Origin of the sequence: Pseudomonas sp. ES1, from assembly GCF_050586605.1 — a bacterium.
GTDB lineage: Bacteria > Pseudomonadota > Gammaproteobacteria > Pseudomonadales > Pseudomonadaceae > Aquipseudomonas > Aquipseudomonas sichuanensis.
Genome location: NZ_JBOBDM010000021.1, coordinates 1 through 26,772, shown reverse-complemented (window position 1 = coordinate 26,772; position 26,772 = coordinate 1). Strand labels below are relative to the sequence as shown.

General features: G+C 66.4%; 24 protein-coding genes and 1 pseudogene. 12 read left to right on the top strand and 13 right to left on the bottom strand.

All coding sequences use genetic code 11. The features are described from left to right. Nucleotides 1–57 precede the first annotated feature (57 nt). On the top strand, nucleotides 58–372 hold the full coding sequence (locus tag ACQ4N9_RS11080) for a putative quinol monooxygenase (RefSeq protein WP_390970248.1): 315 nt from the start codon (nucleotides 58–60) through the stop codon (nucleotides 370–372). Here ACQ4N9_RS11080 and ACQ4N9_RS11075 read toward each other — a convergent pair. After that, nucleotides 362–1,126, bottom strand: a complete 765-nt coding sequence (locus ACQ4N9_RS11075) for a sulfite exporter TauE/SafE family protein (RefSeq protein ID WP_390970250.1) — start codon at nucleotides 1,124–1,126, stop codon at nucleotides 362–364. The two genes, ACQ4N9_RS11080 and ACQ4N9_RS11075, sit on opposite strands and share 11 nt — an antisense overlap. Before the next feature lie 77 nt (nucleotides 1,127–1,203). Here ACQ4N9_RS11075 and ACQ4N9_RS11070 point away from each other — a divergent pair, with 77 nt between their 5' ends. After that, nucleotides 1,204–2,088 (top strand): LysR family transcriptional regulator, encoded by an 885-nt coding sequence (locus tag ACQ4N9_RS11070; RefSeq protein ID WP_390970252.1) that lies wholly within the window; start codon nucleotides 1,204–1,206, stop codon nucleotides 2,086–2,088. A gap of 65 nt (nucleotides 2,089–2,153) precedes the next feature. On the opposite strand, the gene ACQ4N9_RS11065 is transcribed toward ACQ4N9_RS11070, so the two are convergent. Further along, on the bottom strand, nucleotides 2,154–2,564 hold the full coding sequence (locus tag ACQ4N9_RS11065; protein WP_125465619.1) for a type II toxin-antitoxin system HicB family antitoxin: 411 nt from the start codon (nucleotides 2,562–2,564) through the stop codon (nucleotides 2,154–2,156). Between the two features lie 56 nt (nucleotides 2,565–2,620). Further along, entirely contained in the window at nucleotides 2,621–2,803 is a 183-nt protein-coding gene (locus tag ACQ4N9_RS11060; RefSeq protein ID WP_390970255.1) for a type II toxin-antitoxin system HicA family toxin, read from the bottom strand. A gap of 213 nt (nucleotides 2,804–3,016) precedes the next feature. Here ACQ4N9_RS11060 and ACQ4N9_RS11055 point away from each other — a divergent pair, with 213 nt between their 5' ends. From ACQ4N9_RS11055 to ACQ4N9_RS11025, 7 genes are read left to right on the top strand one after another with little or no spacing between them, the layout of a single operon-like run. Beyond that, nucleotides 3,017–3,622, top strand: a complete 606-nt coding sequence (locus ACQ4N9_RS11055; protein WP_390970257.1) for a CDP-alcohol phosphatidyltransferase family protein — start codon at nucleotides 3,017–3,019, stop codon at nucleotides 3,620–3,622. 29 nt (nucleotides 3,623–3,651) lie between these two features. Next, the gene (locus ACQ4N9_RS11050; protein WP_390970259.1) at nucleotides 3,652–5,406 is read left to right on the top strand and encodes a bifunctional alpha/beta hydrolase/class I SAM-dependent methyltransferase; all 1,755 of its coding nucleotides are present in this window, start codon (nucleotides 3,652–3,654) and stop codon (nucleotides 5,404–5,406) included. After that, nucleotides 5,406–6,707 (top strand): phosphatase PAP2/dual specificity phosphatase family protein, encoded by a 1,302-nt coding sequence (locus ACQ4N9_RS11045; protein WP_390970261.1) that lies wholly within the window; start codon nucleotides 5,406–5,408, stop codon nucleotides 6,705–6,707. Before ACQ4N9_RS11050 ends, ACQ4N9_RS11045 begins: the two co-directional genes overlap by 1 nt. After that, nucleotides 6,704–7,123 carry a hypothetical protein gene (locus ACQ4N9_RS11040; protein WP_390970263.1) on the top strand — a complete coding sequence of 140 codons (420 nt, stop codon included), beginning with the start codon at nucleotides 6,704–6,706 and terminating at the stop codon, nucleotides 7,121–7,123. Before ACQ4N9_RS11045 ends, ACQ4N9_RS11040 begins: the two co-directional genes overlap by 4 nt. Nucleotides 7,124–7,133: 10 nt before the next feature. Further along, nucleotides 7,134–7,757 (top strand): lysophospholipid acyltransferase family protein, encoded by a 624-nt coding sequence (locus tag ACQ4N9_RS11035; protein WP_125465625.1) that lies wholly within the window; start codon nucleotides 7,134–7,136, stop codon nucleotides 7,755–7,757. A 1-nt stretch (nucleotide 7,758) separates the two neighbouring features. Then, nucleotides 7,759–8,691, top strand: a complete 933-nt coding sequence (locus ACQ4N9_RS11030) for a phosphatidate cytidylyltransferase (protein ID WP_125465626.1) — start codon at nucleotides 7,759–7,761, stop codon at nucleotides 8,689–8,691. Nucleotides 8,692–8,695: 4 nt separating this feature from the next. Then, entirely contained in the window at nucleotides 8,696–9,175 is a 480-nt protein-coding gene (locus tag ACQ4N9_RS11025) for an HIT family protein (protein ID WP_390970265.1), read from the top strand. A gap of 38 nt (nucleotides 9,176–9,213) precedes the next feature. On the opposite strand, the gene ACQ4N9_RS11020 is transcribed toward ACQ4N9_RS11025, so the two are convergent. Then, nucleotides 9,214–9,489 (bottom strand): metal/formaldehyde-sensitive transcriptional repressor, encoded by a 276-nt coding sequence (locus ACQ4N9_RS11020; protein WP_125465627.1) that lies wholly within the window; start codon nucleotides 9,487–9,489, stop codon nucleotides 9,214–9,216. A gap of 69 nt (nucleotides 9,490–9,558) precedes the next feature. On the opposite strand from ACQ4N9_RS11020, the gene dmeF reads away from it, so the two are divergent. Further along, on the top strand, nucleotides 9,559–10,482 hold the full coding sequence (gene dmeF / locus ACQ4N9_RS11015) for a CDF family Co(II)/Ni(II) efflux transporter DmeF (protein ID WP_390970267.1): 924 nt from the start codon (nucleotides 9,559–9,561) through the stop codon (nucleotides 10,480–10,482). Between the two features lie 152 nt (nucleotides 10,483–10,634). Beyond that, nucleotides 10,635–10,979: a cupin domain-containing protein gene (locus tag ACQ4N9_RS11010; protein WP_125465629.1), complete on the top strand. Its 345-nt coding sequence runs from the start codon at nucleotides 10,635–10,637 to the stop codon at nucleotides 10,977–10,979. Between the two features lie 226 nt (nucleotides 10,980–11,205). Here ACQ4N9_RS11010 and mmsB read toward each other — a convergent pair whose 3' ends face one another. Both mmsB and ACQ4N9_RS11000 read right to left on the bottom strand, forming a co-directional pair. Continuing rightward, complete coding sequence (gene mmsB, locus ACQ4N9_RS11005; protein ID WP_125465630.1) at nucleotides 11,206–12,096, bottom strand: 3-hydroxyisobutyrate dehydrogenase; 891 nt, start codon at nucleotides 12,094–12,096, stop codon at nucleotides 11,206–11,208. A 10-nt stretch (nucleotides 12,097–12,106) separates the two neighbouring features. After that, the gene (locus ACQ4N9_RS11000; RefSeq protein ID WP_390970270.1) at nucleotides 12,107–13,633 is read right to left on the bottom strand and encodes a CoA-acylating methylmalonate-semialdehyde dehydrogenase; all 1,527 of its coding nucleotides are present in this window, start codon (nucleotides 13,631–13,633) and stop codon (nucleotides 12,107–12,109) included. 133 nt (nucleotides 13,634–13,766) lie between these two features. On the opposite strand from ACQ4N9_RS11000, the gene ACQ4N9_RS10995 reads away from it, so the two are divergent. Continuing rightward, nucleotides 13,767–14,717: a LysR family transcriptional regulator gene (locus ACQ4N9_RS10995; RefSeq protein ID WP_390970272.1), complete on the top strand. Its 951-nt coding sequence runs from the start codon at nucleotides 13,767–13,769 to the stop codon at nucleotides 14,715–14,717. Nucleotides 14,718–14,844: 127 nt separating this feature from the next. Here ACQ4N9_RS10995 and ACQ4N9_RS10990 read toward each other — a convergent pair. The 7 genes and pseudogenes from ACQ4N9_RS10990 to recC form a co-directional block, all read right to left on the bottom strand. Further along, nucleotides 14,845–14,988: pseudogene (locus ACQ4N9_RS10990) on the bottom strand (OmpA family protein); the annotation flags it as partial. Between the two features lie 88 nt (nucleotides 14,989–15,076). After that, the gene (locus ACQ4N9_RS10985; protein ID WP_390970286.1) at nucleotides 15,077–15,535 is read right to left on the bottom strand and encodes an OmpA family protein; all 459 of its coding nucleotides are present in this window, start codon (nucleotides 15,533–15,535) and stop codon (nucleotides 15,077–15,079) included. 38 nt (nucleotides 15,536–15,573) lie between these two features. Beyond that, on the bottom strand, nucleotides 15,574–16,842 hold the full coding sequence (locus tag ACQ4N9_RS10980) for a diguanylate cyclase domain-containing protein (RefSeq protein ID WP_390970274.1): 1,269 nt from the start codon (nucleotides 16,840–16,842) through the stop codon (nucleotides 15,574–15,576). Beyond that, on the bottom strand, nucleotides 16,839–17,414 hold the full coding sequence (locus tag ACQ4N9_RS10975) for a YfiR family protein (RefSeq protein ID WP_125465646.1): 576 nt from the start codon (nucleotides 17,412–17,414) through the stop codon (nucleotides 16,839–16,841). Before ACQ4N9_RS10975 ends, ACQ4N9_RS10980 begins: the two co-directional genes overlap by 4 nt. A 68-nt stretch (nucleotides 17,415–17,482) precedes the next feature. Next, nucleotides 17,483–19,558 carry an exodeoxyribonuclease V subunit alpha gene (gene recD, locus ACQ4N9_RS10970; protein WP_390970277.1) on the bottom strand — a complete coding sequence of 692 codons (2,076 nt, stop codon included), beginning with the start codon at nucleotides 19,556–19,558 and terminating at the stop codon, nucleotides 17,483–17,485. Continuing rightward, complete coding sequence (gene recB, locus ACQ4N9_RS10965; RefSeq protein WP_390970279.1) at nucleotides 19,555–23,226, bottom strand: exodeoxyribonuclease V subunit beta; 3,672 nt, start codon at nucleotides 23,224–23,226, stop codon at nucleotides 19,555–19,557. Before recB ends, recD begins: the two co-directional genes overlap by 4 nt. Beyond that, nucleotides 23,223–26,705, bottom strand: coding sequence for an exodeoxyribonuclease V subunit gamma (gene recC / locus ACQ4N9_RS10960; protein ID WP_390970281.1), 3,483 nt, complete (start codon nucleotides 26,703–26,705; stop codon nucleotides 23,223–23,225). The genes recB and recC overlap by 4 nt, the downstream gene beginning before the upstream one ends. Nucleotides 26,706–26,772 lie beyond the last annotated feature (67 nt).

The window sequence follows — 26,772 nt, the reverse complement described above, 5'->3', positions numbered from 1 at the left end:
TGATAGCCAATTATTGCCTTAGAATCTGCTCACTTTCTCATCCACAGAGGCCTCACCATGAGCGAGCAGTTCGCTTTCATCCTCCAAGCCAAGACCCGCCCGGACATGTCCGATGCCTTCGAGCAGCTGTTCCGTCCTTACGTGGAACCAAGCCGCCAGGAGCCGGGCTGCATCGAGTACCACATGCTGCGCGACAAGGAAGACCCGAGCCTGTTCCTGTTCTTCGAGGTGTGGGCAGACAAGGCGGCACTGGACGTGCACTCGGCCCTGCCGCACATGGCTGAATTCTTTGAAAACCGCATGAAATACCTGGAGCGCGACTTCGATTTGCAGATGATCGAAATGCTCAGCGCCTCCTCCGCTAACCGTTGATCAGCAGGTGCCCGCCCAGCAGCGCCAGGCCGATGAAGAAGCAGCGCCTGAACAGCGCTGCACTGATACGGCTGCGCAACCAGGTACCGGCGAACATGCCCAGCAACGCCGGGGCCAGCACCAGCAATGAGGCACCCAGCGTTTGGCCGTCCAGTACCTCCTGGCCGGCCAGGCCGATGGCCAGCGCCAGGGTCGAGACGGTGAACGACAGGCCCAAGGCCTGGACCATTTCGTCGCGGCTCAGGCCGAGGCTCTGCAGGTAGGGCACGGCGGGCATCACGAACACCCCGGTGGCAGCCGTGACCACCCCCGTCACCAGCCCGCACAACGGGCCCAGCCAGCGCTCGTGATGCCGCGCCAGGCGCAGGCCCGGCCCGATCAGGCCATACAGGGCGTACACCACCAGCGCACCACCCAAGGCGTGGGCCGCCCAGGGGCCACTGTCGATGCCCAGCCAGCGACTGCCCAGCAAGGTACCGCCGAAGATCATCAGCAGCATCCCGCCCAAGCGCCGCATCAACGCCCGCAGATGCCCGCCTGTTGCCAGCTGCCACAGGTTGGTCAGCGTCGAGGGCACGATCAGCAGCACCGCAGCCTGCGCCGGAGGCATAGCCAGCCCAAGCAGGCCCATGGCGATGGTCGGCAACCCCAGGCCGATGACCCCTTTGACCGCGCCGGCCAGCAGGAAGGTGAGCATCACCAGCAGCGTCAATGCCGGGCCGATGTTCTGGTAAAACGCGAAATATGTATTCATGACGCCATCCTGACGTGCCCGCGCAAGCCTGAAAATTCGCCATATACTCAGCCAGACTTTTGCCAGGACAGAGGCTGATGCATTTCGACCTGACCGACCTTGCGCTGTTCCAGCACACCCTGGAGTGCGGCAACATCACTGCTGGCGCACGCCGTAGCCACCTGTCGCTACCGGCCGCCAGCGCCCGCATCCGCGCCATGGAAGCCTCGCTCGGCATCCCGTTGCTCGAACGCAATCGCCGCGGCGTGCAGCCGACACCCGCTGGCCAGGCCCTGCTGCAGCACGCGCGGCTGATCGCCGCGCAGGTGGAGCGGTTGCAATACGACCTGGCCCAGTACGCCAAGGGCCAGCAGGGCCAGGTGCGCCTGCTGTGCAACACCGCGGCGCTGACCGAGTACCTGCCCGAGTTGCTGGCACGGTATCTGGTCGAGTACCCGGGGGTGAGCATCGACGTGCAGGAACAGCCGAGCCTGCGCATCGTCCAGGCCATTACCCAAGGCATGGCTGACCTGGGCATCGTCTCCACCGCTGCGCCCAGCGGGCATCTGCAGACCCGAGTGTTTCGCGACGATCCGCTGGTGCTGGTGATGCCGGTGGGGCATGCACTGGTCGAAGCAGCCGCGCCCGATTTTGTGCAAAGCCTTGCATACGGGCATGTCGGCTTGGGCCCGAACAGCGCACTGGCCTTGCACCTTGAGGAACAGGCACTGCGGCTGGGGCACAGGATGCTGGTGCGGGTACGCGCCGAGGGCTTCGATGGGGTGATCCGCATGGTGGCTGGCGGGGCTGGCGTGGGGGTGGTGCCATTGGCCTCGGTGCGGCGTTGGCAGGGTGTATTGCCCCTGCACTGGGTGGCGCTGCACGAGGCGTGGGCGAACCGGCAATTGCAGGTGTGCGCCCGGGATTTTGCCGCGCTCCCCGGCTATGCGGCGGCGCTGGTCGAGCATTTGCTGACGACCTGAACAGCTGCGCGGTCCCTGTAGGTGTGGCCTTGCCACTCCTACAGGGACCGCGCCAAAGCCGAGGGTTAGCGGAAGGCGACCGCCAGCTCGCGCAGCGCAGCCGAGGCGAGGAAGCCAGAGCGCGAGGCATAACGATGATCGCGCTTCACCTTTTCGTCGATGCGCTGCAGAAGGTTCTCGGGCAACGTGGCATTGAAGCGCACCGCCTTGCCCAGGTACGGGGTGACATCGAAGTCCACCACCGCCCAGACGCCTCCGGCGTAATCGGGGTTGGCCACATGCACATCCACCTCCTCGGCCTGCGGCAACGCCTCGCCGTCGGCCACCAGGCCTTCGAAATGCAGGGCCAGGGCTTCCTGCACATTCTCCAGCGCCTGGGAAACAGTAGCGCCGGCCGAGAAGCAGCCTGGCACGTCGGGCACGATCACGCCGTAATCCGAGCCCTCATCCTTATGCAGTACAACGGGGAATTTCATGGTCTGTCTCCCTTGGTCCTGTGGGCCGCAAAGCGTCCCGCTCAACGCAACCGGCCTCATTTCAAGCCAGCCTGTTTCAAAATGCTGTGCACGGTGCCCCTGGGCAGATCGCTTTTGGGATGGGGAACCGTGACCCGCCCTCGCTTGTGCGGATGCCTGAATTGATGGTGACTTCCTTTCACTTCCACCTCGTACCAGCCGTCGGCTTCGATGAGCTGGATCACGTCCCTGCTGCGCATGCATCCTTCCTTTGGCGAGTGATGTGTAGCGTACACACCACTATGGGTTTTAACCAAGCCAAATACACACCATGCACACAATACGCGACAAGCGGCACATTCCTTCCGTTTCGTAGGCCTGATGCACTTCACAGATGGGCGCTTTCAACTTGCCGCCGCCCATGCGCCTTATTCACAATTGCCGCATCGCCGCACCACGACAGGGAATTCCACGTGCCATCGATCTACCAGCTCAAACCCCGCTTCCAGGCGCTGCTGCGCCCGACCGTGCAACGCCTGTTCGAGCGTGGCGTCACCGCCAACCAGGTCACCGTCGCCGCTGGCGCAATCTCCTTGCTCATCGGCCTGCTGCTGGCCTGGCTGCCCCAGGTGGCGTGGCTGTTCATCCTGGTGCCGGTGTGGATGCTGCTGCGCATGGCACTGAATGCGGTGGACGGCATGCTCGCCCGGGAGTTCGGCCAGCAATCGAAGCTGGGCGCCTACCTCAACGAGCTGTGCGACGTGATCGCCGATGCCGCGCTGTACCTGCCCTTCGCCCTGCTGGCCGGCGTATCGCCGGTGCTGGTGGTGCTGGTGGTGCTGCTCGCGGTCTTCAGCGAGTACGCCGGGGTGATGGGCCCACTGGCCGGCGCGTCGCGGCGCTACGACGGGCCGATGGGCAAGAGCGACCGGGCCTTCGCCTTCGGCCTGCTGGGCACCGGGGTAGCCTTCGGGCTGCTGAGCGCAACCTGGATCAACGGCCTGCTGCTGGTCATCCTGCTGCTCTCGCTCTATACCCTGTACAACCGGGTTCGCCAGGGCCTGGCCGAAACCCGCTGAGCCCCCGCTGCCGGACAAGGATATTCGCCATGCGCCAAGCGCAATCGCTGCATTTTTCCACCCATGACGGCGTCGAGCTGCACTACCGTCACTGGCCCGCCACACGCAACGAACACCAGCCGCGCCGTGCCGTGGTGATGTTCCACCGTGGCCACGAGCACGGCGGGCGCCTGGCGCACCTGGCCGACGAGCTGGACCTGCCCGGCTATGACGTTTTCGCCTGGGACGCCCGTGGCCATGGCCAGTCGCCGGGCGCGCGCGGCGACAGCCCGAGCTTCGCCACCAGCGTGCGCGACGTGCAGACCTTCATCGAGCATATCCAGGCGCAGCACGGCATCGCCGAGCCCGACCTGGTGGTGCTGGCGCAGAGCGTCGGGGCGGTGCTGATCGCCACCTGGGCCCATGACTACGCGCCCAAGGTGCGCTGCCTGGTGCTCGCTTCGCCAGCGTTCAAGGTCAAACTCTACGTCCCCTTCGCCCGCCCCGGGCTGAAGCTGATGAAAGCCCTGCGCGGCAATTTCTTCGTCAACAGCTACGTCAAGCCGCGCCTGCTCACCCACGACCCGGAGCGGGTCATGTCCTACGTGGCCGACCCGCTGATCAGCCGGCCGATCTCGGTGACCATGCTGCTCGGCCTCTACGACGCCGCCGACCGCGTGGTGGCCGATGCCCAGGCGATCCAGGTGCCGACGCAGTTGCTGGTATCGGGCTCGGACTTCGTGGTCGAACGCGCCCCGCAGGAGCGCTTCTTCGAGCGCCTGGGCAGTGCGCGCAAAGAGATGCACATCCTGCCCGGCTTCTTCCACGACACCCTCGGCGAACGGGACCGCGCCCATGCCCTGGCGCGGATCAAGCGCTTCGTCGAGCATTGTTTCGATAACCCTGCACCCGCACCATCGCTGCTCGATGCCGACAAGACCGGCGCCAGCTGCGCCGAGGCCGAAAGCCTGGCCGCACCGCTGCCGCCCAATTCGCCACGCGACCTGTACTGGCGCGCCACGCGTGCCGGCCTGCAACTGGGCAAGGGCCTTTCCGCTGGCGTGAAGCTGGGCTTCGACACCGGCTTCGACTCTGGCTCGACCCTCGACTACGTGTACCGCAACCGGCCCACCGGCAAGGGCCGGCTGGGCGAGATGATCGACCAGAACTACCTCAACGCCATCGGCTGGCGCGGCATCCGCCAGCGCAAGCTCAACGTCGAGGAACTGCTGCGCCTGGCCATCGCGCAACTGCGCGAGCAACTGCGCCCGGTGCACATCGTCGATATCGCCGCCGGCCACGGCCGCTACATCCTCGAAGCGCTGCAGGGCTTGCAGCAGCTACCCGACTCGATCCTGCTGCGCGACTACAGCGAGCTGAACGTGCAGCAAGGCAACGCGCTGATCAGCGAAAAGGGCCTGGGGGAAATCGCCCGTTTCGTCCAGGGCGACGCCTTCGACCGCCAGAGCCTGGCCGGCCTCGACCCGCACCCGACCCTCGCCGTGGTTTCGGGCCTGTATGAGCTGTTCCCCGGCAATGAGGCCGTGGCTAACTCGCTGGCGGGGCTGGCCGATGCCGTCGAGGAAGGCGGCTACCTGGTGTACACCGGCCAGCCCTGGCACCCGCAACTGGAGATGATCGCCCGGGCGCTGACCAGCCACCGTGGCGGCCAGGCCTGGGTGATGCGCCGGCGCAGCCAGGCGGAGATGGACCAGTTGGTGGCGGCGGCGGGCTTTCGCAAGATCACCCAGCGCATCGACGAGTGGGGCATTTTCAGTGTCAGCCTGGCGCAGCGGGTGCGTTGATGGCCCGTGAAGCAGGGCTGATCCGACGTGGCGTGCTGTGGCTGTTGCTGCTCGGCCCGTTGTTTTTCCTCAGCTACGGCCTGGCCAACAACTACACGGCTGGGCGCGAAGATGTCGGCAGCCTGGTGTTCGCCTGGGAACAGCACATGCCGTTGTGGCCATGGACGATCATCCCGTACTGGTCGATCGACCTGTTGTACGGCTTGTCGTTCCTGTTGCCGCACACCCGCCGGGAGATGGACCGCCACGCCCTGGCGCTGCTGACCGCACAGCTGGTCAGCGTCGCTTGCTTCCTGCTCTGGCCGCTGCGCTTCACCTTCGAGCGCCCGGAACTGTCGGGGCTGTTCGGCTGGCTGTTCGATGTGCTGATGGGCTTCGACAAGCCTTACAACCAGGCGCCGTCGCTGCATATCGCACTGCTGGTGATCATCTGGACGATGTTCGCCCGGCACACCCGCCAGCCTATGTGGCGTTGGCTGGTGCATGGCTGGATGGGGCTGATCGGATTGTCGGTGCTGACCACCTGGCAGCATCACTTCATCGACCTGCCAACCGGCGCACTGGCCGGTTTCGTCTGCCTGTGGCTGTGGCCGCAGCAAGGCCCGCTGCCCTGGCAGCACGCCCGACTGGCACGCGACCCCAAGCGTTGGCGCATGGCGTTGCGCTACGGGCTCGGCGCGATGCTGCTGGCCGTGCTGGCCCTCAAGCTCGGGCACGTCAGCTTGTGGCTGTTGTGGCCGGCTGTGTCGCTGCTGCTGGTGGCGCTGAACTATGGCCTGTTCGGTGCGGGCGGTTTCCAGAAAGGCGCGGATGGCCGGCTGTCGATTGCCGCGAGCGTGTTGCTGGCGCCCTATCTGCTGGCAGCGTGGGCCAACTCACGGTTGTGGACCCGGCGGCACCCGCAGGCGGATGAAGTGTTGGATGGGGTGTATCTGGGGCGGATGCCGGGGCACGGGGAGGCGACGGCGTTTGCTGCTGTGATCGACCTGTGTGCGGAGCTGGCCTTCGAACAGCCTGTGCAGTACCGGAGCTTGCCGAGCCTGGACCTGATCGCCCCTAGCCGGCAAACCCTGGAACAAGCCGCCGCCGCCATCGAACACCTGCGCCAGCATGGCCCGGTGCTGGTCTGCTGCGCCCTGGGCTATTCGCGCAGCGCCAGCGCGGTAGCTGCCTGGCTGATCATCAGCGGCCGTTGCAGCGACGCCAGCCAGGCCGAAATGCTGATCCGCAAGGCACGCCCCAAAGTGGTCCTGCACAGCGCCCATCGCCGTGCGTTGCAGCAACTGGAAACCCACCCATGAACCTGTTCACCGTCGCCAGCCTGCTCGCCCGCGGGCGCCAGCTGGAGCGCTTGTCGGACGGCATCACCCTGCTGGCAATCGCCTGCAGCGTTGCACCGCTGTTTGGCGTGGCGCTGCCTTCGCCGGCCCGCGCACTGTGCGCGGCGCTGCTGGTCATCGGCCTGGCCCACAAGTACTGGGCGATACGTGTCGCCCTGGATGCCGAGCTGTTCACCCACCTGGCCGCCAGCAGCGACCTGCCCGCCGATACCCAGGCACTGGACCGTGCCCTGCATGAGCTCCGCCTCAAACCCAGCGCCAGCGACAGCCGCGACTGGCCGGCGCGCAGCCAGGCCGCGCTGGCCCTGCTGCGCCGCCAGGCCCTGTGCCTGGCCGTGCAAGTGCTGCTGATACTGACCCTCCCCTTCACCGGATAAGACCGCCGCCATGCTCGCCAGCCTGACCGCCTTCGTCATCACCTCCGCCGCCCGCCTGATCACCGGCGCCCGCGCCCTGTGGCTGGGTTGCACGCCACAGCCGGTACAACGGCTGTACTTCGCCAACCACAGCAGCCACGGTGACTTCGTGCTGCTGTGGGCGGCACTGCCCGACCCTCTTCGCCGCCACACCCGCCCCGTGGCGGGGGCCGACTACTGGTGCAAGCCCGGTATTCGCGACTTCCTCATCCGCCAGGTGTTCAACGCTGTGCTGATCGATCGCACGCGCACGCCGGCCGAGGGTAATCCGCTGCAACCGGTGCTCGACGCGTTCGCCCAGGGCGACTCGCTGATCTTCTTCCCGGAAGGCACGCGCAACCTCGGTGACGAACCGCTGTTGCCCTTCAAGAGCGGCCTGTTCCACCTGGCCGCGGCCAACCCGCAGGTCGAGCTGGTGCCGGTGTGGATCGCCAACCTCAACCGGGTCATGCCCAAGGGCCGTGCCCTGCCGCTGCCGCTGCTGTGCACCTTGAGTTTCGGCGAGCCGCTGCACCTGCAGGCGGACGAAGGCAAACACGCATTTCTCGAGCGGGCCCGCGAGGCCCTGCTGAACCTGGCCCCGAAGGACGCCTGAGATGGATCACAACACCCTTTCGCTGTTCGCCGGCATCGGCGCCCTGTTGCTGCTGGCCAGCGCCATCGGGCGCCTGCTCAAGTGGCGCGCCGGCCCTGCCCCGCACGCGGTCATCGACAACCTCAACGCGCGCATCAATGCCTGGTGGGTCATGGTGCTGGTGATCGGCATCGCCTTCGTGTTCGGCAAGTACGGGGTGATCGTGCTGTTCTACGGCGTGTCGTTCTACGCCCTGCGCGAGTTCATGACCCTCACCCCGACCCGGCGCAGCGACTACCCGGCGCTGGTGGCGGCGTTCTACGTGGCGCTGCCGGTGCAGTACCTGCTGATCGCCATGGACTGGTACGGGCTGTTCAGCATCTTCATCCCGGTGTACCTGTTCCTGCTGCTGCCGATCCTCGCCAGCTTCGGCGGCGACACCACGCGCTTCCTCGAGCGCGCCTCGAAGGTGCAATGGGGGCTGATGATCGCGGTGTACTGCGTGTCGTCGGTGCCGGCGCTGATGACCCTGGATATCCCTGGCTTCGAAGGCCGCAACCTGCTGCTGATCGCTTGGCTGATCCTGGTGGTGCAGATCAGCGACGTGCTGCAGTACGTGTGCGGCAAACTGTTCGGCAAACGCAAGGTGGCGCCCAACCTGTCGCCGTCGAAAACCGTCGAAGGCCTGGCCGGCGGCGTGGCGCTGGCCACCCTGGTGGGCGCGCTTTTGTGCTGGATCACCCCGTTCACCTTCTGGCAGGCGGCGTTGATGGCGCTGACCGTCAATGCCATGGGCTTCTTCGGCGGGCTGGTGATGTCGGCGATCAAGCGCGACCGCGGGGTGAAGGACTGGGGGCACATGATCGAAGGCCATGGCGGCATGCTCGACCGCATGGATTCGGTGTGTTTCGCAGCGCCGGTGTTCTTCCACTTCGTGCGCTACTGGTGGGCCTGAGTCGGTGAACATTCCCGGGGAATACATCGTTCACGAGAGCGAGCACTGGATCGTCAACCATCACCTGACGTCGCGCCTGCCCGGCTACCTGATGCTGGGTTCGCGGGCGCCGGTGGACAGCCTGGCCGACCTGCCCGACCAGGCGCTGGCGGACATGGGCCGGCTGATGGCCAGGCTGCAACGGGCCATGGAGCAAGCGCTGGCGCCCAAGTGGTTGTACATCGGGCGCTTCGGGCATGTACCGGGTTGCCCGCTGCACTTTCACTTCATCCCGGTCCATGACTGGGTCGAGGCGCTGTTCTGGGCTGATGAGCGTTACCGCGCGCTGCAACAGTTCGGCTCGCTGGAGCATGCCCTGTCGAAGACCGACGGGGCGGAGCTGACGTTGTTCGTCTGGCGCGAGTTCGGCGAAAGCCCGACGCCACCCAAGGTACTGGGGAGGGGTATACCTGAGGTGATTGCCGCTGTGCGCGAGCGGTTGTAGCGCGTATCGCGAGACCAGCCCCACGGTGTTGCCAAACGCTATTTCAGGTAGGAGCGCAGCAGCGCAGCTACCTTGTCGGCCTCCTCCAGCCGCTCCTCGGCGCTCAGCCCCTCCGCCACCAGATGCTCGCGGATATGCCCTTCCATCATTTCGGCCATCAGCCCGTTCACTGCACCGCGCACGGCGGCGATCTGCTGCAGGATCGCCAGGCAGTCCTTTTCCTGCTCCAGCGCAGTCTCCAGCGCGGCTGCCTGGCCTTTGATCTTGCGCACCCGGGTCAGCAGCTGCTTCTTGCTCTTGAGGGTATGTGCCATTCTGCTTCCATCACTGCAGGTATACTGGGGTATAGTATATTTCATACCTGTTCGGGAGCATGATAAACCATGACCACGCAAACCTCCGACCGCTGGCTGCACAGCCACCAGTTCCATACCAGCAACCTCGGTGCTGAGCGCAAGACGCGGCTGGCGGTATGGCTGACTGCCGTGATGATGGTGGCGGAAATCGCCGGTGGCTGGTTCTTCAACTCCATGGCCCTGCTGGCCGACGGCTGGCACATGAGTTCCCATGCCCTCGCGCTCGGCCTGTCGCTACTGGCCTACGCCGCTGCGCGGCGCTACGCAGGCGACCGTCGTTTTGCCTTCGGCACCTGGAAAATCGAGATTCTCGGCGGCTACTCCAGCGCCCTGTTGCTGCTTGGCGTGGCCGCACTGATGGCGTTCCAGTCGGTTGAGCGGCTGCTGACGCCAGGCGCCATCCATTACGACGAGGCGATCTTCATCGCCGTGATCGGCCTGGCGGTCAACCTGATCTGCGCCTGGTTGCTGCGCGATGACCACACGCATCACCACGAGCATGCGCATGACCACGGCCATCACCACCACGACCTCAACCTGCGTTCGGCCTACCTGCATGTGATCGCCGACGCCGCCACTTCGGTTCTGGCGATCGTTGCCCTGGTGGCCGGCAAACTGTGGGGTGCCGGCTGGCTAGACCCGGTCATGGGCCTGGTCGGCGCGCTACTGGTGGCGCTGTGGGCCAAAGGCCTGCTGCGCGATACCGGGCGGGTGCTGCTGGATGCCGAAATGGATGCGCCGGTGGTCGCGGAGATCCGCGAGGTGGTAGCGCAACTGCCGGTGGCCGCCGCCATCACCGACCTGCATGTGTGGCGCGTTGGCAAGGACCAGTACGCCTGCATCGTCAGCCTGGCCACCGCCGGCGCACTGAGCGCCGACAGCGTGCGCCAGGCGCTTGGGGTGCATGAAGAGCTGGCGCACATCACCGTCGAGGTGAATACCCTGCGTTGAGCGTCGCTCAGGCCAGCGCCAGTGTGGTGCACAGCCCGAGCCAGCAGGCCGGATAGCGCATCCAGACAGCCAGGCGTCGAGCACAGGCAACTGGCCGACGACGCCTGGCCCTATGGTGATGCGTTCTATCACTCACTGCCTGGAGCCACGCCATGTCCGATTTCATCACCGTCCTGCGCGAAACCTGCCCCACCCCGGTGGTCGACGCGACCAAGTGGAAGCGCATCGGCGGCGACCCGCACACCGTCAACCTCAACGCCTACCTGTCGGCCGACGGCAGCAAGATCATGGGTACCTGGATCTGCACCCCGGGCAAGTTCGAGGTCAACTACGAGAAGTGGGAGTTCTGCCATTTCCTCGATGGCTACTGCATCGTCACCCCGGAAGGTGAAGAGCCCAAGCACCTGAAGGCAGGGGATGTGTTCGTGATCGAACCGGGGATGAAAGGCACCTGGGAAGTGGTCGAGACGGTGCGCAAGTATTTCGTGTTTGCCTGATCGTTCGGCAAAACAGCAAATCCTGTGGGAGCCGGCTTGCCGGCGATCACCGGCGAAGCCGGTGCCCAATACCGTGCTGCCTGCATCGCCGGCAAGCCGGCTCCCACAAGCAAGGCTACTGCTGGAACAACGGGCAAAAAAAATCGCGAAGCGCATGCTCCTCCCCCAAGGTGCGCAGTTACAAGGGGGAGGACCATACGGTCCGCGATGAAGTCCCTCTCGCCCATCAATCCTTCTTGCGATACCCCTCGACGATCGCCGAGAAATCCTTGCCGCCTTCGCCGCGCAGGCTCATGGCCTGGTACAGCTGCTGGGCCACGGCGCCCATGATCACCGGCTGGTGCGCCTGGCGTGCGGCCTCGGTGGCCAGGCCCAGGTCCTTGAGCATCAATTCGGCGCCGAAGCCGCCGGTATAGCCGCGCGAGGCCGGTGCGGTCTCGATGATGCCCGGCCACGGGTTGTAGGTGTCCGAGCTCCAGCAGCGCCCGGTCGAGCTGTTGATGATCCCGGCCAGCACCTTGGTGTCGATGCCCAGTGCATTGCCCAGGGCCATGGCTTCGGACACGCCGATCATCGAGATGCCCAACAGCAGGTTGTTGCAGATCTTGGCGATCTGCCCGGTACCTACCTCGCCGCAGTGCACGATGTTGCGGCCCATCTGCTCCAGCACCGGCTTGAGGGTGGCGAACAGCGCCTCGCTGGCGCCGACCATGAAGGTCAGCGTGCCCGCCGCCGCGCCGCCAGTGCCGCCGGAGACCGGCGCGTCACCCATGTCGATACCCTTGGCCGCTGCGGCCTTGGAAACCTCGCGGGCGGTCTGCGGGTCGATGGTGCTGCAGTCCACGGTCGGGGTGCCGGGGCGGATGCCGGCCAGCACGCCGGTCTCTTCGTCCAGGTAGACACTGCGCACATGGGCAGCGGCCGGCAGCATGGTGATCACCAGCTCGCTGTTGGCCGCGGCCTCCTTGGGCGAGGCGCTGACCTGCCCACCCAGCTCGGCAAGCTCCGCCAGTACGGTCTTGTTCAGGTCGAACAGGTTCAGCGAGTGCCCGGCCTTGATCAGATTGCGGGCCATGGGCGCGCCCATGTTGCCCAGGCCGATGAATGCGATACGCATGGTCAGCTCCTTAGCGCAGGCTGATGGTGGTGTTTACACCGTCGTTGACACTGTCATCGTCGAACCAGCGGGCGGTGACGGTCTTGGTCTGAGTGTAGAACTGCACCACCTGCTTGCCGTACGGGCCGAGGTCGCCAAGCTTGGAGCCGCGCGAGCCGGTGAAGCTGAAGTACGGCACCGGTACCGGGATCGGGATATTGATGCCGACCTGGCCGATGTCGATCTCGCTCTGGAACTTGCGCGCCGCGGCTCCGCTCTGGGTGAACAGGCCGGTACCGTTGCCGAACGGGTTGGCGTTGACCAGGGCGATGGCCTCGTCGAGGGTGTCCACCTCCAGCGTGACCAGCACCGGGCCGAAGATTTCCTGGGTGTACACCTGCATGTCGGTCTTGACCCCGGAGAACAGGGTCGGGCCGACGAAGTTGCCCTGCTCGTAGCCGGGCACCTTCACGTCACGGCCGTCCAGCTCCAGCTTGGCGCCTTCCTTGATGCCGCTTTCGATCAGGCCCAGCACCCGTTCCTTGGCACGCTTGGAGACCACCGGGCCGACGTCGGTGCCCGGCTCGTTGCCGGCATTGACCTTGAGCTTGCTGGCCGCGTCCTTGATGTCCGGCAGCCACTCGCGGGCCTTGCCCACCAGCACCGCCACCGAGGTAGCCATGCAGCGCTGGCCGGCGGCGCCGAACGCAGCACCGACCAGCGCGTTGATGGTCTGGGTGCGGTTGGCGTCGGGCAGCACCACGGCGTGGTTCTTCGCGCCCATCATCGACTGCACGCGCTTGCCGTGCTGGCTGCCCAGGTTGTAGACGTGGGTGCCGACTTCGGTGGAACCGACGAACGAGATCGCCTTGATGTCCGGGTGGGTGCAGATGCCATCGACCACCTGCTTGCCGCCGTGCACCACGTTGAGCACGCCAGCCGGGATCCCGGCTTCCAGCGCCAGCTCGACCAGCATCATGGTCGACAGCGGGTCCTGTTCGGACGGCTTGAGCACGAAGGTGTTGCCGCAGACGATGGCCATCGGGAACATCCACAGCGGGATCATCGCCGGGAAGTTGAAGGGGGTGATGCCGGCGCACACACCGATCGGCTGGCGCAGGGTGTAGGTGTCGACGCCACTGGCGACGTTCTCGGCGAACTCGCCCATCTGCAGGGTGCCGATGGAGGCGGCGTGCTCGACCACTTCCAGGCCGCGGAAGATGTCGCCCTCGGCGTCGGCAATGGTCTTGCCCTGCTCGGCGCTGAGGGTCACGGCGATGCGTTTGCTGTGTTCGCGGATCAGCGCCTGCAGCTTGAGCATGATGCGCATGCGCGCGCCGATCGGGGTGTCGCGCCAGGTCTTGAAGGCGCGCTCGGCGGCGGCTACGGCGGCGTTCACTTCATCGGCGGTGGCAAACGGCACCCGCGCCAGCACTTGCTGGGTGGCCGGGTTGACGATGTCGCGCCACTCGGTGGTCTTGGACTCGACCCATTGGCCGTCGATCAGCAGTTTTACCTGCTCGACCTTGGTCTGGTTTGGGTTGTGGGGTGCGTTCATCTGCGCTCTCCTTGGAATTATTGTCGGAACGAAGACGCCTACGCCGGGGTGGACACGGGGTGGCGTGTAGGGGCTGAGATCGAGTATAGATGTGCAAACATCCAACAAGAATGAACAAAAAAACCGGATCATCATGCAAAAAGACCTCACCTCCCTCAGCGCGCTGAACTGGGACGACCTCAAGTTCTTTCTTGAGGTAGCGCGCACCCGCAAGGCCAGCAGTGCGGCCAAGCGCCTGGCCGTGGACTACACCACGGTGTCGCGGCGCATCGGCTCACTGGAAGGGGCGCTGGGTACCTTGTTGTTCGAAAAGTCGCGCACCAACGGCTTCGTCCTCACCGCCGAAGGCCAGCGCCTACTGGGCTACGCCGAGTCGATCGAGAGCACCCTGCACATGGCCTGCGAGCAGGTCTCGGGCTCGGGCGTGGCATTGTCGGGGCATGTGCGCATGGGCTGCACCGAAGGCTTCGGCAGCTTCTTCGTCACCCCGCAGCTGAGCCATTTCGTCGATGCCTGGCCGGCGATCTCGGTGGATATCCTGCCGTTGCCGCACTTCATCAGCCTGTCCAAGCGCGAGGCCGATATCGTCATCGCCCTGGAGCGGCCCGAGCATGGGCCTTATGTGTGCTGCAAGCTGTGCGACTACCGGCTGCGGCTGTACGCCACCCAGGACTACCTCGACAGCCGCGCGCCGATCGGCGCGGTGAGCGACCTGGCGAGCCATCCCTTCATCAGTTACGTCGACGATCTGGCGTTCAGCTCGGAGCTCTTGTACCTGGCGAACCTGATCCCCAATGCCAACGCGCACCTGCGCAGCACCAGCGTCATCGCGCAGTACACGGCGGCGTTGCAGGGGCGCGGGCTGGCAATCCTGCCGTGCTTCCTGGCGGCGCAGGACCCGCGGTTGGTGACGGTGTTGCCGGAGGAGATCGAGGTGACGCGGCAGTTCTGGATGTACTGCCGGGAGGATTTGCGCAAGCTCAAGCGGATCACGCTGCTGTGGGATTACATCCGTGAGGTGACCGAGGCGAATGCGCCGTTGTTGATGGGCGAGACGCGGGAGATTAAATTCGCTCAAGGTTGATTAGGGCTGCTTTGCAGCCCTTTCGCCGGCAAGCCGGCTCCCACCCCGACCGCATTGACCCATGCTATACGCGATCCCTGTGGGAGCTGGCTTGCCAGCGATTGGGCCGCGCAGCGGCCCTGTAGCATCAGCCTGAAGCCACCAGAATCGACACCCACCGGTTCTGCATGCGCCCGGCGCTAGTGCGGTTGTCGGCCACCGGCTGGCTGCTGCCCAGGCCGCAGGGTTGATTGGGGCTGCTTTGCAGCCCTTTCGCCGGCAAGCCGGCTCCCCCACCCCGACCGCATTGACCCATGCTATACGCGATCCCTGTGGGAGCTGGCTTGCCAGCGATTGGGCCGCGCAGCGGCCCTGTGGCGTCAGTCTGACGCCACCACGATCGACACCCTGCGGTTCTCCATGCGTCCGGCGCTGGTGCGGTTGTCGGCCACCGGCTGGCTGCTGCCCAGGCCGCGGGTCTGGATGTTCTGCGGCTGCATGCCGATGCCGGCCAGCGCCTTGGCCACGCTCTGGGCGCGGCGTTCGGACAGCTGCTGGTTATAGGCGGCCTTGCCCGAGGCATCGGCGTGGCCGTCGATGCGCACGCGCTGGATATCCACCGACAGCAGGGCCTTGCCGATGCGCTCGACGATGTCCTCGCTCTGGCGATTGAGGCCGTCCAGGTCGCTGCCGAACAGCACCTTGCCGGACAGGTCGAAGGCCCAGCCCTCATCGACAGGGGCAAAGCCTTCGCGCTTGAGCACGGCCACCTGCTCCGCAGTCAGGCCCTTGGGCGGTACGCTCTGGCAGCCGCCGAGGGCGAGCAGGGCCAGGGCCATGGCAATCAACGGCAAACGCAGCGATAGCAAACGGTCGATCACGGTTCAGCTCCTGTGCTTTTTACATCCGTGGCGCAGCGTTCCGTCTGCGCCACTTGCCAATGGCCACGGCGCTTGCGCTTGGCCTGGTACATCGCCGCATCGGCGGCATTGAGCAGACTGGCCGGGTCGTGGCCGTCGTCCGGGTAATAGGCGATACCGACACTGAGCGAGCTGGTGATGCGGGTGCCATCCTCCAGCAGAATCGGCAGCTGCATGCTGGCGATGATCTTCTCGGCGATGCGCTGGGCATCTTCACGCGCCTGCAGCGGCGCCAGCAGCACGGCAAACTCGTCGCCGCCCAGGCGCGCCACCAGGTCATGCTCACGCAATTGCGCGCGCACCCGGCTGGCGATGGTGATCAGCACTTCGTCACCCACGGCATGGCCGAGGCTGTCGTTGATCTGCTTGAAATGGTCGCTGTCGAGGAACAACAGCGCCAGGCGCTCGGCATTGCGCAGGCTGCGGCTCAACCGGCCCTCGAAGAAGGCGCGGTTGGGCAGCCCGGTGAGGCTGTCGTGGCTGGCCTGGTGGGCGAGGGTTTCGTTTTCACTTTGCAGGTGGCTGTGCCAGACCTCCAGTTCGTCGAGCAGGGCATTGAAGTCATTGCCCAGTTCGTTGAGTTCGGCGATCTGGGTTTGCGGCACGCGCCGGTCGAAACTGCGTTCGCGGCGCGCTGCGTGGGCCACGCTGGCCAGGTGGCGCAGCGGGCGGATGATGTCGGCGAACAGCCGGCGCGACAGGTACAACGCCAGTAGCGCACTGAGCACCGTGCACAGCAGGATCCCGACCAGGCCACTGAGCAGGAAGCGCAACAGGCTGCCGCCCTGGCCGACCAGTTCGACATGCCCAACCTTCTGGCCCTTGTGCTGCACCGGCAGGTTGACCGGCTGCTCCAGCAGGGTCCGCGCCACCTGGCTTTGCAGCTGTGCCATCAGGGTTCGGTCATCGCGCTGCCAGTGGGCGAGCAGCTTGCCATCGTTGTCGAAAACCTTGGCCTCGGCCACCTCTTCGGTCTCGGCGATCAGCGCCAGTGCCTCGTTGGCCGCTGGGCTGTCGTCGAACACCACGGCGGCTTCGACGGTGTAGTTGATCGAGCGGGCGATCAAATGCAGGTTGTGGTTGGCATAGACGCGCAAGGCGGCCACCCCGAGCAGGGTCACCAGCACCCCGGCCAGGCCGGCGGCGAGCAGGGCAATGCCCAGGTGGCCACGCCCCAGCGCCGCTCGCAGCGTCGGCCGGGGCATGCGCTGGTCAGGGCCGCTCATGGCTGCGCCGCCCGCCGCCGCGACAACTGCAGCACGCTGGGGTGGATGCGCACGCCGCTGCGCGCCACCGAGTCGAGGTTGACGTCGAATGCCACCTGCTGATCGCTGACACGCAGGCAGAACAGGCTGCCCACGGTACAGGGGTCGTCGGCTTCGGTGATGCTCAGCACCGGGTGACCGCTGATGGCCTGGAACAGGCGATCACGCTCGCCGGGTTCGAGCTTGCCGATGTAAACGGCGTCACAGGCACTGGCCAGGCTGGCATTGCCGGCCAGCAGGCGGCGCACCTGCAGTGGCTGCCCGGAACTCTGCGCAGTGCCTTTGATCAGGTCGTCGGCGTATTCGGTGGGGCCGACCAGGCACAGGCGCAGGGGGTTGGGTTCGGCGGGCCAGCGGGCATAGCTGAGGATGCCCAGTACCACCTGGGTCACGGCCTTGGCCCGTTGCTGCGCCTGCGCGCTCGGCTCGCCAGCCAGCGCCTGGGCACACACGCCAGTCAGCAACAGCGTGGCCATCAGCAGCGAGCGCGCGCAATCCTTCACCCGCCTCAAGACCGAGACAGCCACTGTCATGTGGGAAATCTCTCAAAAAGTTGCCAGATAATGCCGCAACGATAGCACAGCAACGTGGTACGCCCGTATCACAGTTGTTCCAGCATCAGCCCCGAAACACGTCGTACCCTGCGCCCCACAGCCTCCTCGAACACCCCGCTGCGCGGCTCGATCAGGCTGAAGCAGTGCTTGGCCCGGGTGATGCCGGTGTACACCAGCTCCTTGGTCAGCACCGGGTTGAGTGCGTCGGGCAGCACCAGCGCGGTGTGGCTGAACTCCGAGCCCTGGGACTTGTGCACGGTCATGGCGAACACGGTTTCCACCTCGCTCAGGCGGCTGGGCAGGACGAAACGCACCCCGCCACTGCCGTCGTTACGCGGGAAGGCCACGCGCAGCGGGGCCTGGCCCTGGTCATCGGGCAGGCGCAGGGCAATACCGATATCACCGTTCATCAGGCCAAGGCCGTAGTCGTTGCGGGTTACCAGTACCGGGCGCCCTTCGTACCACAGCTGCTGGCTGTCGATCAGCCCGGCATTGTGCAACACCCGCTCCACCCGCTGGTTCAGGCCTTCCACACCCCAGGCGCCCTTGCGCACCGCGCACAGCAGCTGGAAGTCCTCGAAACGGCTGAGCACTTCGCCGGCCCACTGTTCCCAGCGCGGATCCTCTGCCGGGGTGCCCGGTGGCGGGCGCAGGCGGCCGATGTTGCGCAGGTAGTTGCGATAGCCCTGCGGGCCTTCGGCGCCGCGGTTGAGGCCTTCGAGCAGCAGGCGGTCAAAGCGCTTGTCATGCTCGCCGCCGAGGGTCAGGCAAAACACGTCATCGGGCTTGCTGGCCAGCAGCGCGCGGGCCTCGGGGGCCTGCTGGCGGTTGACCAGCCGTGCCAGCTGGCCAATGCCGCTGCCTTCACCGAAACGCCGGGAATGGCGCAGCATGACGATCTGCTGGGCCAGCGGGTTGCGCGGGCTTTCGCCCGGTTTCAGGCCGCTGTTGGCCAGCGATTGGCCGCCGATCTGCTCCAGCCAGGCCTGGGTCTGCGGCCAGTAGCAGCCGTCCTCGGCGTCGCGGCACAGGTCGCCCAGCACCGCCCCCGCCTCCACCGAGGCCAACTGGTCCTTGTCGCCCAGCAATACCAGCCGCGCATTGGGGGGCAACGCGTCGAGCAGGTTGGCCATCATCTCCAGGTCGATCATCGACGCTTCGTCGATCACCAGCACATCCAGTGGCAACAGGTTGCCTGCGTTGTGCCGGAAGTGGCGCGAGCCCGGGCGGCTGCCGAGCAGACGGTGCACGGTGCTGACGTCGGTGGGGATCTGCGCGCGCACCGCGCTGTCGACCTGCAACCGCTCGACTTGCTGGCCGATGGACTCGGTCAAGCGCGCCGCAGCCTTGCCGGTGGGCGCCGCCAGGCGAATGCGCAGTGGCCGGCCCTGCTCTACCGCCGGAGCCTGCAGCAGGGCCAGCAGGCGCACGACCGTGGTGGTCTTGCCGGTACCGGGGCCGCCGGTGATGACGCTGAAACCGGCACGGGTGGCCAGGGCGCAGGCAAGCTTCTGCCAGTCCACTTCACCGGTGGGGGCACCGCCTTCGAACAGCTGCGCCAGGCGCGCCGACAGGTCCGTCTGCAACGGCTGCTGACGGGCCAGGCGCTCGTGCAGTGCGCCGTCGATGCGCCGCTCATAAGCCCAGTAGCGGCGCAGGTACAAACGTTCACCACTGAGCACCAAAGGGCGCGTGTGCTGTGCGCGGCTGCCGCCTGCTGCCAGCAAGGGGCTTTGGTCGATGCGCTGCAACCAGGTGTTCAGGTCGAGGCTGGCGAGCAACTGCGAAGGCAGCAGCAGCGGCCCGGCCAGGGCATCGCCTTCCGGCGGCAGCGACAGGGCGAAGTCCGGCTCGGCCAGGGTCTGGGCAAGGTCGAGGCAGACATGGCCGTGGCCCAGTTGGTGGCTGGCCAGCGCCGCCGCCAGCAGCACCAACGGATCGCTGCCCGGGGCGAGCTCTTCGAGGAAGCCGACGAAGGCCCGGTCCAGCGCACGCAGCCAGCCACGCTCCACCCAGCGGTCGAGCAGGGCCAGCAGGTCGTGGCTGTCGTGCAGTGGCGCCAGGGCACTCAGGTGCTCGGCCTGCAGTGGGGTCGGCAGAAGGTCGTCGAGACTGCGGCTCATGGCGTGGCTCCAGCAAACAGATCCTGCTGCGCGGGCGCGTGCTCGCCACGGAACAGCGCATCGAGGGCTTCGATCAGCGCCCGTGGCGGCCGGGCGTGATACAGGCCATGGCCGGCCGAGTGGGTGCCGCGCAGGAAGATGAACAGGGCACCGCCGACATGGCGGTCGTAGTCGTAGTCGGGCAGGCGTGCGCGCAACTGTCGGTGCAGGGCCAGCAGGTAGAGCACGTACTGCAGGTCGTAGCGGTGCTCGAGGATCGCCTGCTCCATGGCCAGTGCGCCATAGGCCTGGGCGTCGGGGCCGAGCCAGTTGGATTTGTAGTCGGCCACGTAGTAGCGCCCGTCCAGCTCGAAGGCCAGGTCGATGAAGCCTTTGAACATACCGTTGAGCTGGGTTGGCTGCAGCGCCGGGCGCGCGGCGCCGTCATGGGTATGGCGTACCACCAGTTGGTCGAGGTGCAGGGTATCGACCTGATGGCTGGCAAACCAGAACTCCATCTCGATCTGGTACTGGCTCAGCGCCGCCAGTTGCAGGGTAGCGCCCTGCAACGGCATGGGCTGCACCAGCATCTGCTGCAGCCACTGGCTGAGCGTGGGGATCCAGCCTGCCCAGTCGCGACGGTTGCAGCGCCGGCCCACGGTGCGCTCGATCAGCTCGGGCTGGCCGCTCACGGCGGCGAAGCCTTCCAGACCTGCCCATTCGAGCAGGCCATGGAGGAAGGTGCCGGGGTTGGGGCCACGGGGGAAGCGGTGGATATCACCGGACTCGGCCGGCACTTCGCGCAGCAGCTGGCTGTCCAGCGCTTCGTCGTCCAACAGTTGCTGGGCTTGGGAGCTGTCGGCGATGAGCGTCTGATCGCCGACACGCAGCGCACTGTAGGAGGCGATCCACCACTGCTCGGCGGCGGCCCGTCGAGGTTTGCGTGCCGGCAACAGCTCACTGTCGCTCGCCGGGGTACGGTAGCTTTGCTCGTCGGCCTCGGGCAGCGGCCCACTGATGATGGTCGGGTTGTTCGCAGCCAGGGCATGCAGCCACTCGCCCAGTTGACTGGACGCCGACAGTGGCAGGCCGCCACCGAGCAGGTAGCCCAAGGCCGAGCGATGCAGTTGCGAGCTGCGCTGGGTACCGCGCTTGAGGTCGGCGACCCCCAGCCAGCAACCGTGCTGGGCGCGGGTCAGGGCGACATAGAGCAGGCGCAGGTCTTCGGCCAGGCGCTCGTCGTCGGCACGTTCGACCTGCTGTGCATCGGGGGTGAGCGTGAGGTGCGCGATGCCGTCGTCGTCATGCCAGGACAGCGGCAGGCGTGAGCCATCCACCGGCTTGCTGGTGCAGATGAACGGCAGGTACACCAGGGGGTATTCCAGGCCTTTGGATTTGTGGATGGTCACCACCTTGACCAATTGCTCGTCGCTTTCCAGGCGCAGGATCTGCTCTTCGCCGGCCTGCCCGGCGTTGGCCAGGTGCTCGGCCAGGTGGCGGATCAATGCCTGCTCGCCATCCAGCTCGCCGGCCGCCTGCTGCAGCAGTTCGGCCAGGTGCAGCAGGTTGGTCAGCACCCGCTCGCCGTCGGTGCGCGCCATCAGGCTGCGCGGCAGGTGGAAGTCGTGCAGCAGGCGGCGCAGCATCGGCAGTACGCCTTGGCGCTGCCAGATCTCGCGGTAACGGCGAAAGCGCATGACCCAGTCTTCCCAGACCCGCTCGTCCTGGTTCAGGCGTTCCAGTTCGATCAGCGGCAGGCCGAGGGTCAGGCTGGCCAGGGCGGCCTTGAGCATGCGCTCGGCGTCCGGCTCGGCGCAGGCCTTGAGCCAGGCCAGCAGGTCGTGGGCTTCCTGGGCGGCGAACACCGAGTCTTTGTCCGACAGGTAGACGCTGCGCACCCCGCGGGCCGCCAGCTCGGCGCGGACCAGCTGCGCTTCGCGACCGTCGCGCACGAGGATGGCGATATCGGACGGCAGGCACGGGCGCAGTGCGCCGTCACTGCCGGCAAAGCCACTGACGCCCTGCTGACCGCCGTTGAGCACGGCGACGATATGGCTGGCGCAACTGGCGGCCAGGCGCTGGCGATACAGGGTGTTGGACACTGGATCGTCACTTTGCAGATGCCAGCAGTGCAACGCCGCAGTGGGCTGGCCGTCGATCTGCAGCTGTTCGCTGCGGCCTTTGGCGCGGACCTCGACGAAGGGCAAGGGGTTGTCGCCATGGGCGCGGAACAGGAAGGCGCCGCGCCCTTGAGCACGCGCCTCGGCCTGCAGGAAGACACGGTTCACGGCCGCGACCATGGCCTGGCTTGAGCGGTAGTTGGTGTCCAGGCTGTGCAGGCGCCCGGCGGTGGCGCGGCGGGCGGCCAGGTAGGTGAAGATGTCGGCGCCGCGGAAGGCGTAGATCGCCTGCTTGGGGTCGCCGATCATGAACAGGCCGGTGTGCGGGTTGTTCTCGGTGATGCGATAGATGCGCTCGAAGATGCCGTATTGCACCGGGTCGGTGTCCTGGAATTCGTCGATCAGCGCTACCGGGAACTGCTCGCGGATCAACCCGGCCAGGCGCACGCCGGACTCGCTGGCCAGCGCATGCTGCAGGCGCAGCAGCATGTCGTCGAAGCCCATTTCGGCGCGGCGGCGCTTTTCCACTTCGAAGCGCGCCGAGACCCAGGCGGCGGCATGTTCCAGCACGCGCACCTCGGGGCTGGCGAGCCCCTGCAATTGTTCGCGCAGGGTTTGCATGGCGTGCAGGGCTGGATGGCTCGGCGGCTCGCCGACCTTCCACGCCTCGGCCATGCCGTCGGGGGTCAGGCGGGTGAAGCCGGTGCCCAGATCGAGGTCCATGGCTTGATCGTCGCCAGCCCAGGCCTTGAGCTTGTCGAACCAGGGCTCGAAATAGCGCGCCTGCAGCTTGCGACCGTCGGCCTGCTTGGCGGCCACGGCGTCGCGGCAGATCTGCTGCAGCTCATCGGCCCAGGCGGCCCATGGCGCCTTGAACTGGCGCAGCTGCTCGTTGCGCTCGCGCAGGGTCGTTTCGATCAGTTGTTGCGGGTCTTGGTCGTGCTGCTCGCTGCGCACCCGGCCGAACAAGGGCCGGATGCGGGGCAGCAGTGCATCGGGGCTGCCCCAGTTGCCGCGCACCCACGCAAGGGACTCGCCGCGCATGCCGTAGCAGAAGCGCCGCCAGTAGTCGCGCATGACCTGGCCGAGCAGCTCGCTGTGGTCGGTTTCCAGGCTCTGGGTGAACAGGCTGCCACTGTCGAAGGCGTGCTCGCGCAACATGCGCTGGCACCAGCCGTGGATGGTCGATACCGCGGCCTCGTCCATCCACTGCACGGCGATCTCCAGGCGGCTGGCACAGCGTGGCCAATGCTCCTGTGGATACTCGTCGCGCAGCTGCAGCAGCAGCGGATCGGCGTCGTCCAGCTCGCCGCGGAAAAACCGGCCCGCCTCGGCCAGGCGAGCGCGGATGCGTTCGCGCAGCTCTTTGGTGGCGGCGTCGGTGAAGGTCACCACGAGGATCTGCGGGGGCAGCAGCTCGCGGGCAAAGCCCTGCTCGCCGCCGTGGCCGAGGATCAGCCGCAGGTACAGCGCCGAAATGGTGAAGGTCTTGCCGGTGCCGGCACTGGCTTCGATCAGCTGGCTGCCGTGCAGGGGGAAACTCAAGGCCAGCGGGCGGGCTTGGCTCATTGGGCGCTCTCCGGGTTGCCGAGGGTCTGCCAGGGCGCTGCGAACAGGGGGCGGTACAGGGCTTCGCACCAGCCTTCGAAGGTTTCATCCAGCACCAGCGCGGCGAAGTCGTGGTACTGACGGGCCAGGGCGAGGCTTTCGCTGCGCTCGCCGTAGCTGATCAGGCCGTCACCTTCGTAGGCGCGGGCGGCGGCGGCAAGCGCCTTGTCCGGGTCTTCCTGGGCCAACCAGGCGAAAGCGGTCTTGGCCGCGACAGGCAGGGGCGCGTTCATGCCGGCCTGGCGCGCCACCAGCAGTTCGCCCAGCCGTTCGGCGGCCTGGCCTTGCGGCAACGGCGCCAGGAGCAGGGTCAGGTCGCTGGCCACCAGGGCGCTGTGCAATGGGTAGCCCGAGGCGCAGGCGGCCAGGTGCATGACCCAGGCCGGGATCAGCCGGTGCCACTTGAGGTTGTTGCGCCCGGCGCTGAGGGTGTTGGGCACGGTGGCGATGCTCAGCAGGCTTTGGTCGTCGGCCTGGTAGACCCGGCCCAGCCAGCCCTCGAGGCGGTGCAGGCCGTGTTCGAAGTGGATCGGCAAGGCGCCTTCCACCAGCGTTGGCCAGCGCTGCAGCAATTGCCCGTGGCGCTGCAGCAGGTCTGGCAGGGGCTGGATCAGCTCGGCCTGCAACGCCTCGCCGAACCCGGCCAGCGGCAGCAGGCCGCAGGCTTGCAGGCGGCGGGCCTGGGCCTGCAGCGCCTGCTCGGGGTTGTCCGGCTCGGCCAGGGCAGCCCCCAGCAGGCTTTCACTCAGGCCGTAGCGCTGCAGGGCGTCGAGGGCGAAGGGTTCTTCGTCCGGCGTGGGTGCTTCGAGGGCTTCGAAGTAGACTTTCAGGCGCTGGCTGAAGAAGTGCCTGACGGGATGGCGCAAAAAATCCTGCAATTGCATCAGGCTCAATGGCTCATCGCTGCTGTAGGGCAACAACGGGGCATGGGCTGCCTGGGCCTCTGCGGCGTCCTGATGCAGGACCAGCCACTCATGGGCAAAGCTGAACAGCGGGCTGCCTTTCTGGAAATAGCGCTGGCTGAACGGTTGCAGCGGGTGCTCCTGGGTCAGGGCATGCAGCAGTTGTTGCCCGGCATCGTCCTTCTGCCCTGGTTTGGCGTTGGCCAGTTGCCAGCCGGCGGCCAGGTGATCGCGCAACTGCCCGATCAGCACCGAGGCTGGGCGCTCGCTGTTGTCGCGGATGCTGCGCCCGACCCAGCTCACGTACAGTTGGTCACGCGCCGACAGCAGCGCTTCGAGCAACAGGTAGCGGTCATCTTCGCGGCGCGAACGGTCGCCCGGGCGGTAGTCGCTGGCCATCAGGTCGAAGTCCAGCGGCGGCTGCGCGCGCGGGTAGTCGCCGTCGTTCATGCCCAGCAGGCAGACCACCCGGAACGGGATGGCGCGCATCGGCATCAAGGTACAGAAGTTCACCGAACCGGCGAGGAAACGCTGGGACAATTTGCCCTGGTCGAGGCCCGACAACCACGCCTCGCGAACCACGGTGAGCGGCAGCAGGTCTTGCAGGCTGACCGCCTCGCAGGTTTCCAGCCAGGTGTCGCGCAGGTCCTGGAGCTGCACCAGCAGCAGTTCGTCGTGCTCGTTTTCGGCCAGGAAGAAGATCTGCAGCAGCGCATGCAGGCGCTCGCCCCATTGCGTGGCCGTGGCCGGCTGCGAAAGTGCCTGGCAGGCGATGTCCAGGGCGTCGAGCAAGGCAACCAGCGGCCCGATCAGGGCGGCATCGAGCCCGCCGATCTCGTCGTAGGGCTCGATGCCATCGCAGCCCTCACCTACGCCCACCGCGTACCCCAGCAGCATTCGGCGCAGGCCGAAACGCCAACTGTTCTGCTCCAGGCCTTCGGGCAACCCGAGGGTGGCGCGTTGCCGGGCGTTAAGGCCCCAGCGGATGCCGGCGCCTTCGATCCAGCGGTGCAGGGTGGGCAGGTCGCTTTCCTCGATCGCAAAGCGGGCACGCACTGCTGGTACATCCAGCAGGTCGAGTACCTCACTCACGGCAAAACGGCTGTCGGGCAGTTTCAGCAAATGCTCGAGAGCGATCAGCAAGGGATCGCGGCCGCGTTGGCCTTGGTCGGTCAGGGTGAACGGGATATAGCGTGGGTCGCTGCGCTCCAGCTGGCCGAACACCGCCCGTATGTGCGGGGCGTAGGTGTCGATGGCCGGGAGCATGACGATGATGTCGCGCGGGCGCAGGCTGGGGTCGGCACTGAAGCGGGCCAGCAGCTGGTCGTGCAGGATCTCGACTTCGCGCTGCGGGCTGTGGGCCACATGGAAGCGCACGGAGCGGTCCTTGGCAGGGTCCACCTGGGGCCATTGCTCGCGGGTTTCGGCCAGTGGGCGAAGTTCGAGGATGTCGTCCTGCAGCTGGTTGAGCAGGGTCTTGGGCTCACCGTCGCTGAACAGGTCGATGCGGCCATCGCTGAACACGGCCTGATAGCTGCCGGGGTCGTCGTAGCTGTCGAGCAGGTTGATGTAGTCACGGCCCTGCTTGCCCCAGGCGGCCAGCAACGGGTGCGCGTGCTGGTGCAGCAACTCGTCGTCCAGCAGCATGGGCATGCCTTGCTTGCGCTGCTGGCGTTTGTACTGGTGGCGCAGCAGGTCCTTGTCGGCAACGATGTCGCCCCAGTGGTGGCGGCAGGGGTTGTGCACGCACAGCAGTACCTGGCTGAAGCGTGCCAGACCGGCCATGGCCTCGAGGATCTGTGCCGGCAGCGATGAGATGCCGAACACGATTAATCGCGGGGGCAGGCCAGCGGGCGCTTGTTCCAGGCTATTGATGCGTTCGATGAAGCGCTGGTGCACACCGGCGCGGCTCTGGGCCATGCCCTCTTCGCCTACGTCTTCGAGCAGGATTCGCCACAGCTCGGCCTGCCAGCGGTTGCCGGCAGCCAGCGGCTTGCGTTCACCGCGGGCGGTGTTGAGCACATGGTCCCCGGCAGCCCAATCCTTGAGCCAGTCGGCACGGTAGACCTGGTATTGGTCGAACAGGTCGGCCAGGCGTTCGGCCAGCTGATAGCGTTTGCGCAGGTCGCTGTCGTCGGTGAGGAAGCGGCGCAGGGGCTCGAAGTGCGGGCGCTCGATGACCTCCGGCAGCAGGCGCATGAGGCGCCAGGTCAGGGGGGCTTTGTCGAGCAGCGACACTTCGGGGATTTCATCGCGGCCCAGCACCCCTCGGTACAGCTGCCACATGAAGCTGCCGGGCAACTGCACGTCGATCGCGGCGGCAATGCCGCAGCCGCCCAGATCACCGTCCAGCGGGTCCTCGGCCAACGCCAGTTTCAGCCACTGGGCGATACCGTTGCTCTGTACCAGGGCGATTTCGTTTTCCAGCGGTGCCAAGGGAAAGCGGCGCATCACACTCACCACCAGATTGCGCAGGTCATCCAGGCGATTGCCCTGGACGATCATGAAACCTGGGTGCAGTGAGGTCGTGTTGGCCATTGGGCGCTCTCGTGAAGGCGGGCGAATATGGTGGGGAACCATATCACGGGGTTGATCTTTTCCGATC

Bases quoted from the DNA above. Each gene is read 5' to 3' on its own strand.
- ACQ4N9_RS10995 (WP_390970272.1), top strand. From the start codon at position 13,767: ATGCAAAAAGACCTCACCTCCCTCAGCGCGCTGAACTGGGACGACCTC.
- ACQ4N9_RS11075 (WP_390970250.1), bottom strand. From the start codon at position 1,126: ATGAATACATATTTCGCGTTTTACCAGAACATCGGCCCGGCATTGACG.
- ACQ4N9_RS11050 (WP_390970259.1), top strand. From the start codon at position 3,652: ATGCGCCAAGCGCAATCGCTGCATTTTTCCACCCATGACGGCGTCGAG.
- ACQ4N9_RS11045 (WP_390970261.1), top strand. From the start codon at position 5,406: ATGGCCCGTGAAGCAGGGCTGATCCGACGTGGCGTGCTGTGGCTGTTG.
- ACQ4N9_RS11080 (WP_390970248.1), top strand. From the start codon at position 58: ATGAGCGAGCAGTTCGCTTTCATCCTCCAAGCCAAGACCCGCCCGGAC.
- ACQ4N9_RS11060 (WP_390970255.1), bottom strand. From the start codon at position 2,803: ATGCGCAGCAGGGACGTGATCCAGCTCATCGAAGCCGACGGCTGGTAC.
- ACQ4N9_RS10975 (WP_125465646.1), bottom strand. From the start codon at position 17,414: ATGACAGTGGCTGTCTCGGTCTTGAGGCGGGTGAAGGATTGCGCGCGC.
- recB (WP_390970279.1), bottom strand. From the start codon at position 23,226: ATGAGCCAAGCCCGCCCGCTGGCCTTGAGTTTCCCCCTGCACGGCAGC.
- recC (WP_390970281.1), bottom strand. From the start codon at position 26,705: ATGGCCAACACGACCTCACTGCACCCAGGTTTCATGATCGTCCAGGGC.
- ACQ4N9_RS10980 (WP_390970274.1), bottom strand. From the start codon at position 16,842: ATGAGCGGCCCTGACCAGCGCATGCCCCGGCCGACGCTGCGAGCGGCG.
- ACQ4N9_RS11040 (WP_390970263.1), top strand. From the start codon at position 6,704: ATGAACCTGTTCACCGTCGCCAGCCTGCTCGCCCGCGGGCGCCAGCTG.
- ACQ4N9_RS11000 (WP_390970270.1), bottom strand. From the start codon at position 13,633: ATGAACGCACCCCACAACCCAAACCAGACCAAGGTCGAGCAGGTAAAA.
- ACQ4N9_RS11035 (WP_125465625.1), top strand. From the start codon at position 7,134: ATGCTCGCCAGCCTGACCGCCTTCGTCATCACCTCCGCCGCCCGCCTG.
- dmeF (WP_390970267.1), top strand. From the start codon at position 9,559: ATGACCACGCAAACCTCCGACCGCTGGCTGCACAGCCACCAGTTCCAT.
- mmsB (WP_125465630.1), bottom strand. From the start codon at position 12,096: ATGCGTATCGCATTCATCGGCCTGGGCAACATGGGCGCGCCCATGGCC.
- ACQ4N9_RS10985 (WP_390970286.1), bottom strand. From the start codon at position 15,535: ATGGCCCTGGCCCTGCTCGCCCTCGGCGGCTGCCAGAGCGTACCGCCC.
- recD (WP_390970277.1), bottom strand. From the start codon at position 19,558: ATGAGCCGCAGTCTCGACGACCTTCTGCCGACCCCACTGCAGGCCGAG.
- ACQ4N9_RS11010 (WP_125465629.1), top strand. From the start codon at position 10,635: ATGTCCGATTTCATCACCGTCCTGCGCGAAACCTGCCCCACCCCGGTG.
- ACQ4N9_RS11065 (WP_125465619.1), bottom strand. From the start codon at position 2,564: ATGAAATTCCCCGTTGTACTGCATAAGGATGAGGGCTCGGATTACGGC.
- ACQ4N9_RS11020 (WP_125465627.1), bottom strand. From the start codon at position 9,489: ATGGCACATACCCTCAAGAGCAAGAAGCAGCTGCTGACCCGGGTGCGC.
- ACQ4N9_RS11030 (WP_125465626.1), top strand. From the start codon at position 7,759: ATGGATCACAACACCCTTTCGCTGTTCGCCGGCATCGGCGCCCTGTTG.
- ACQ4N9_RS11070 (WP_390970252.1), top strand. From the start codon at position 1,204: ATGCATTTCGACCTGACCGACCTTGCGCTGTTCCAGCACACCCTGGAG.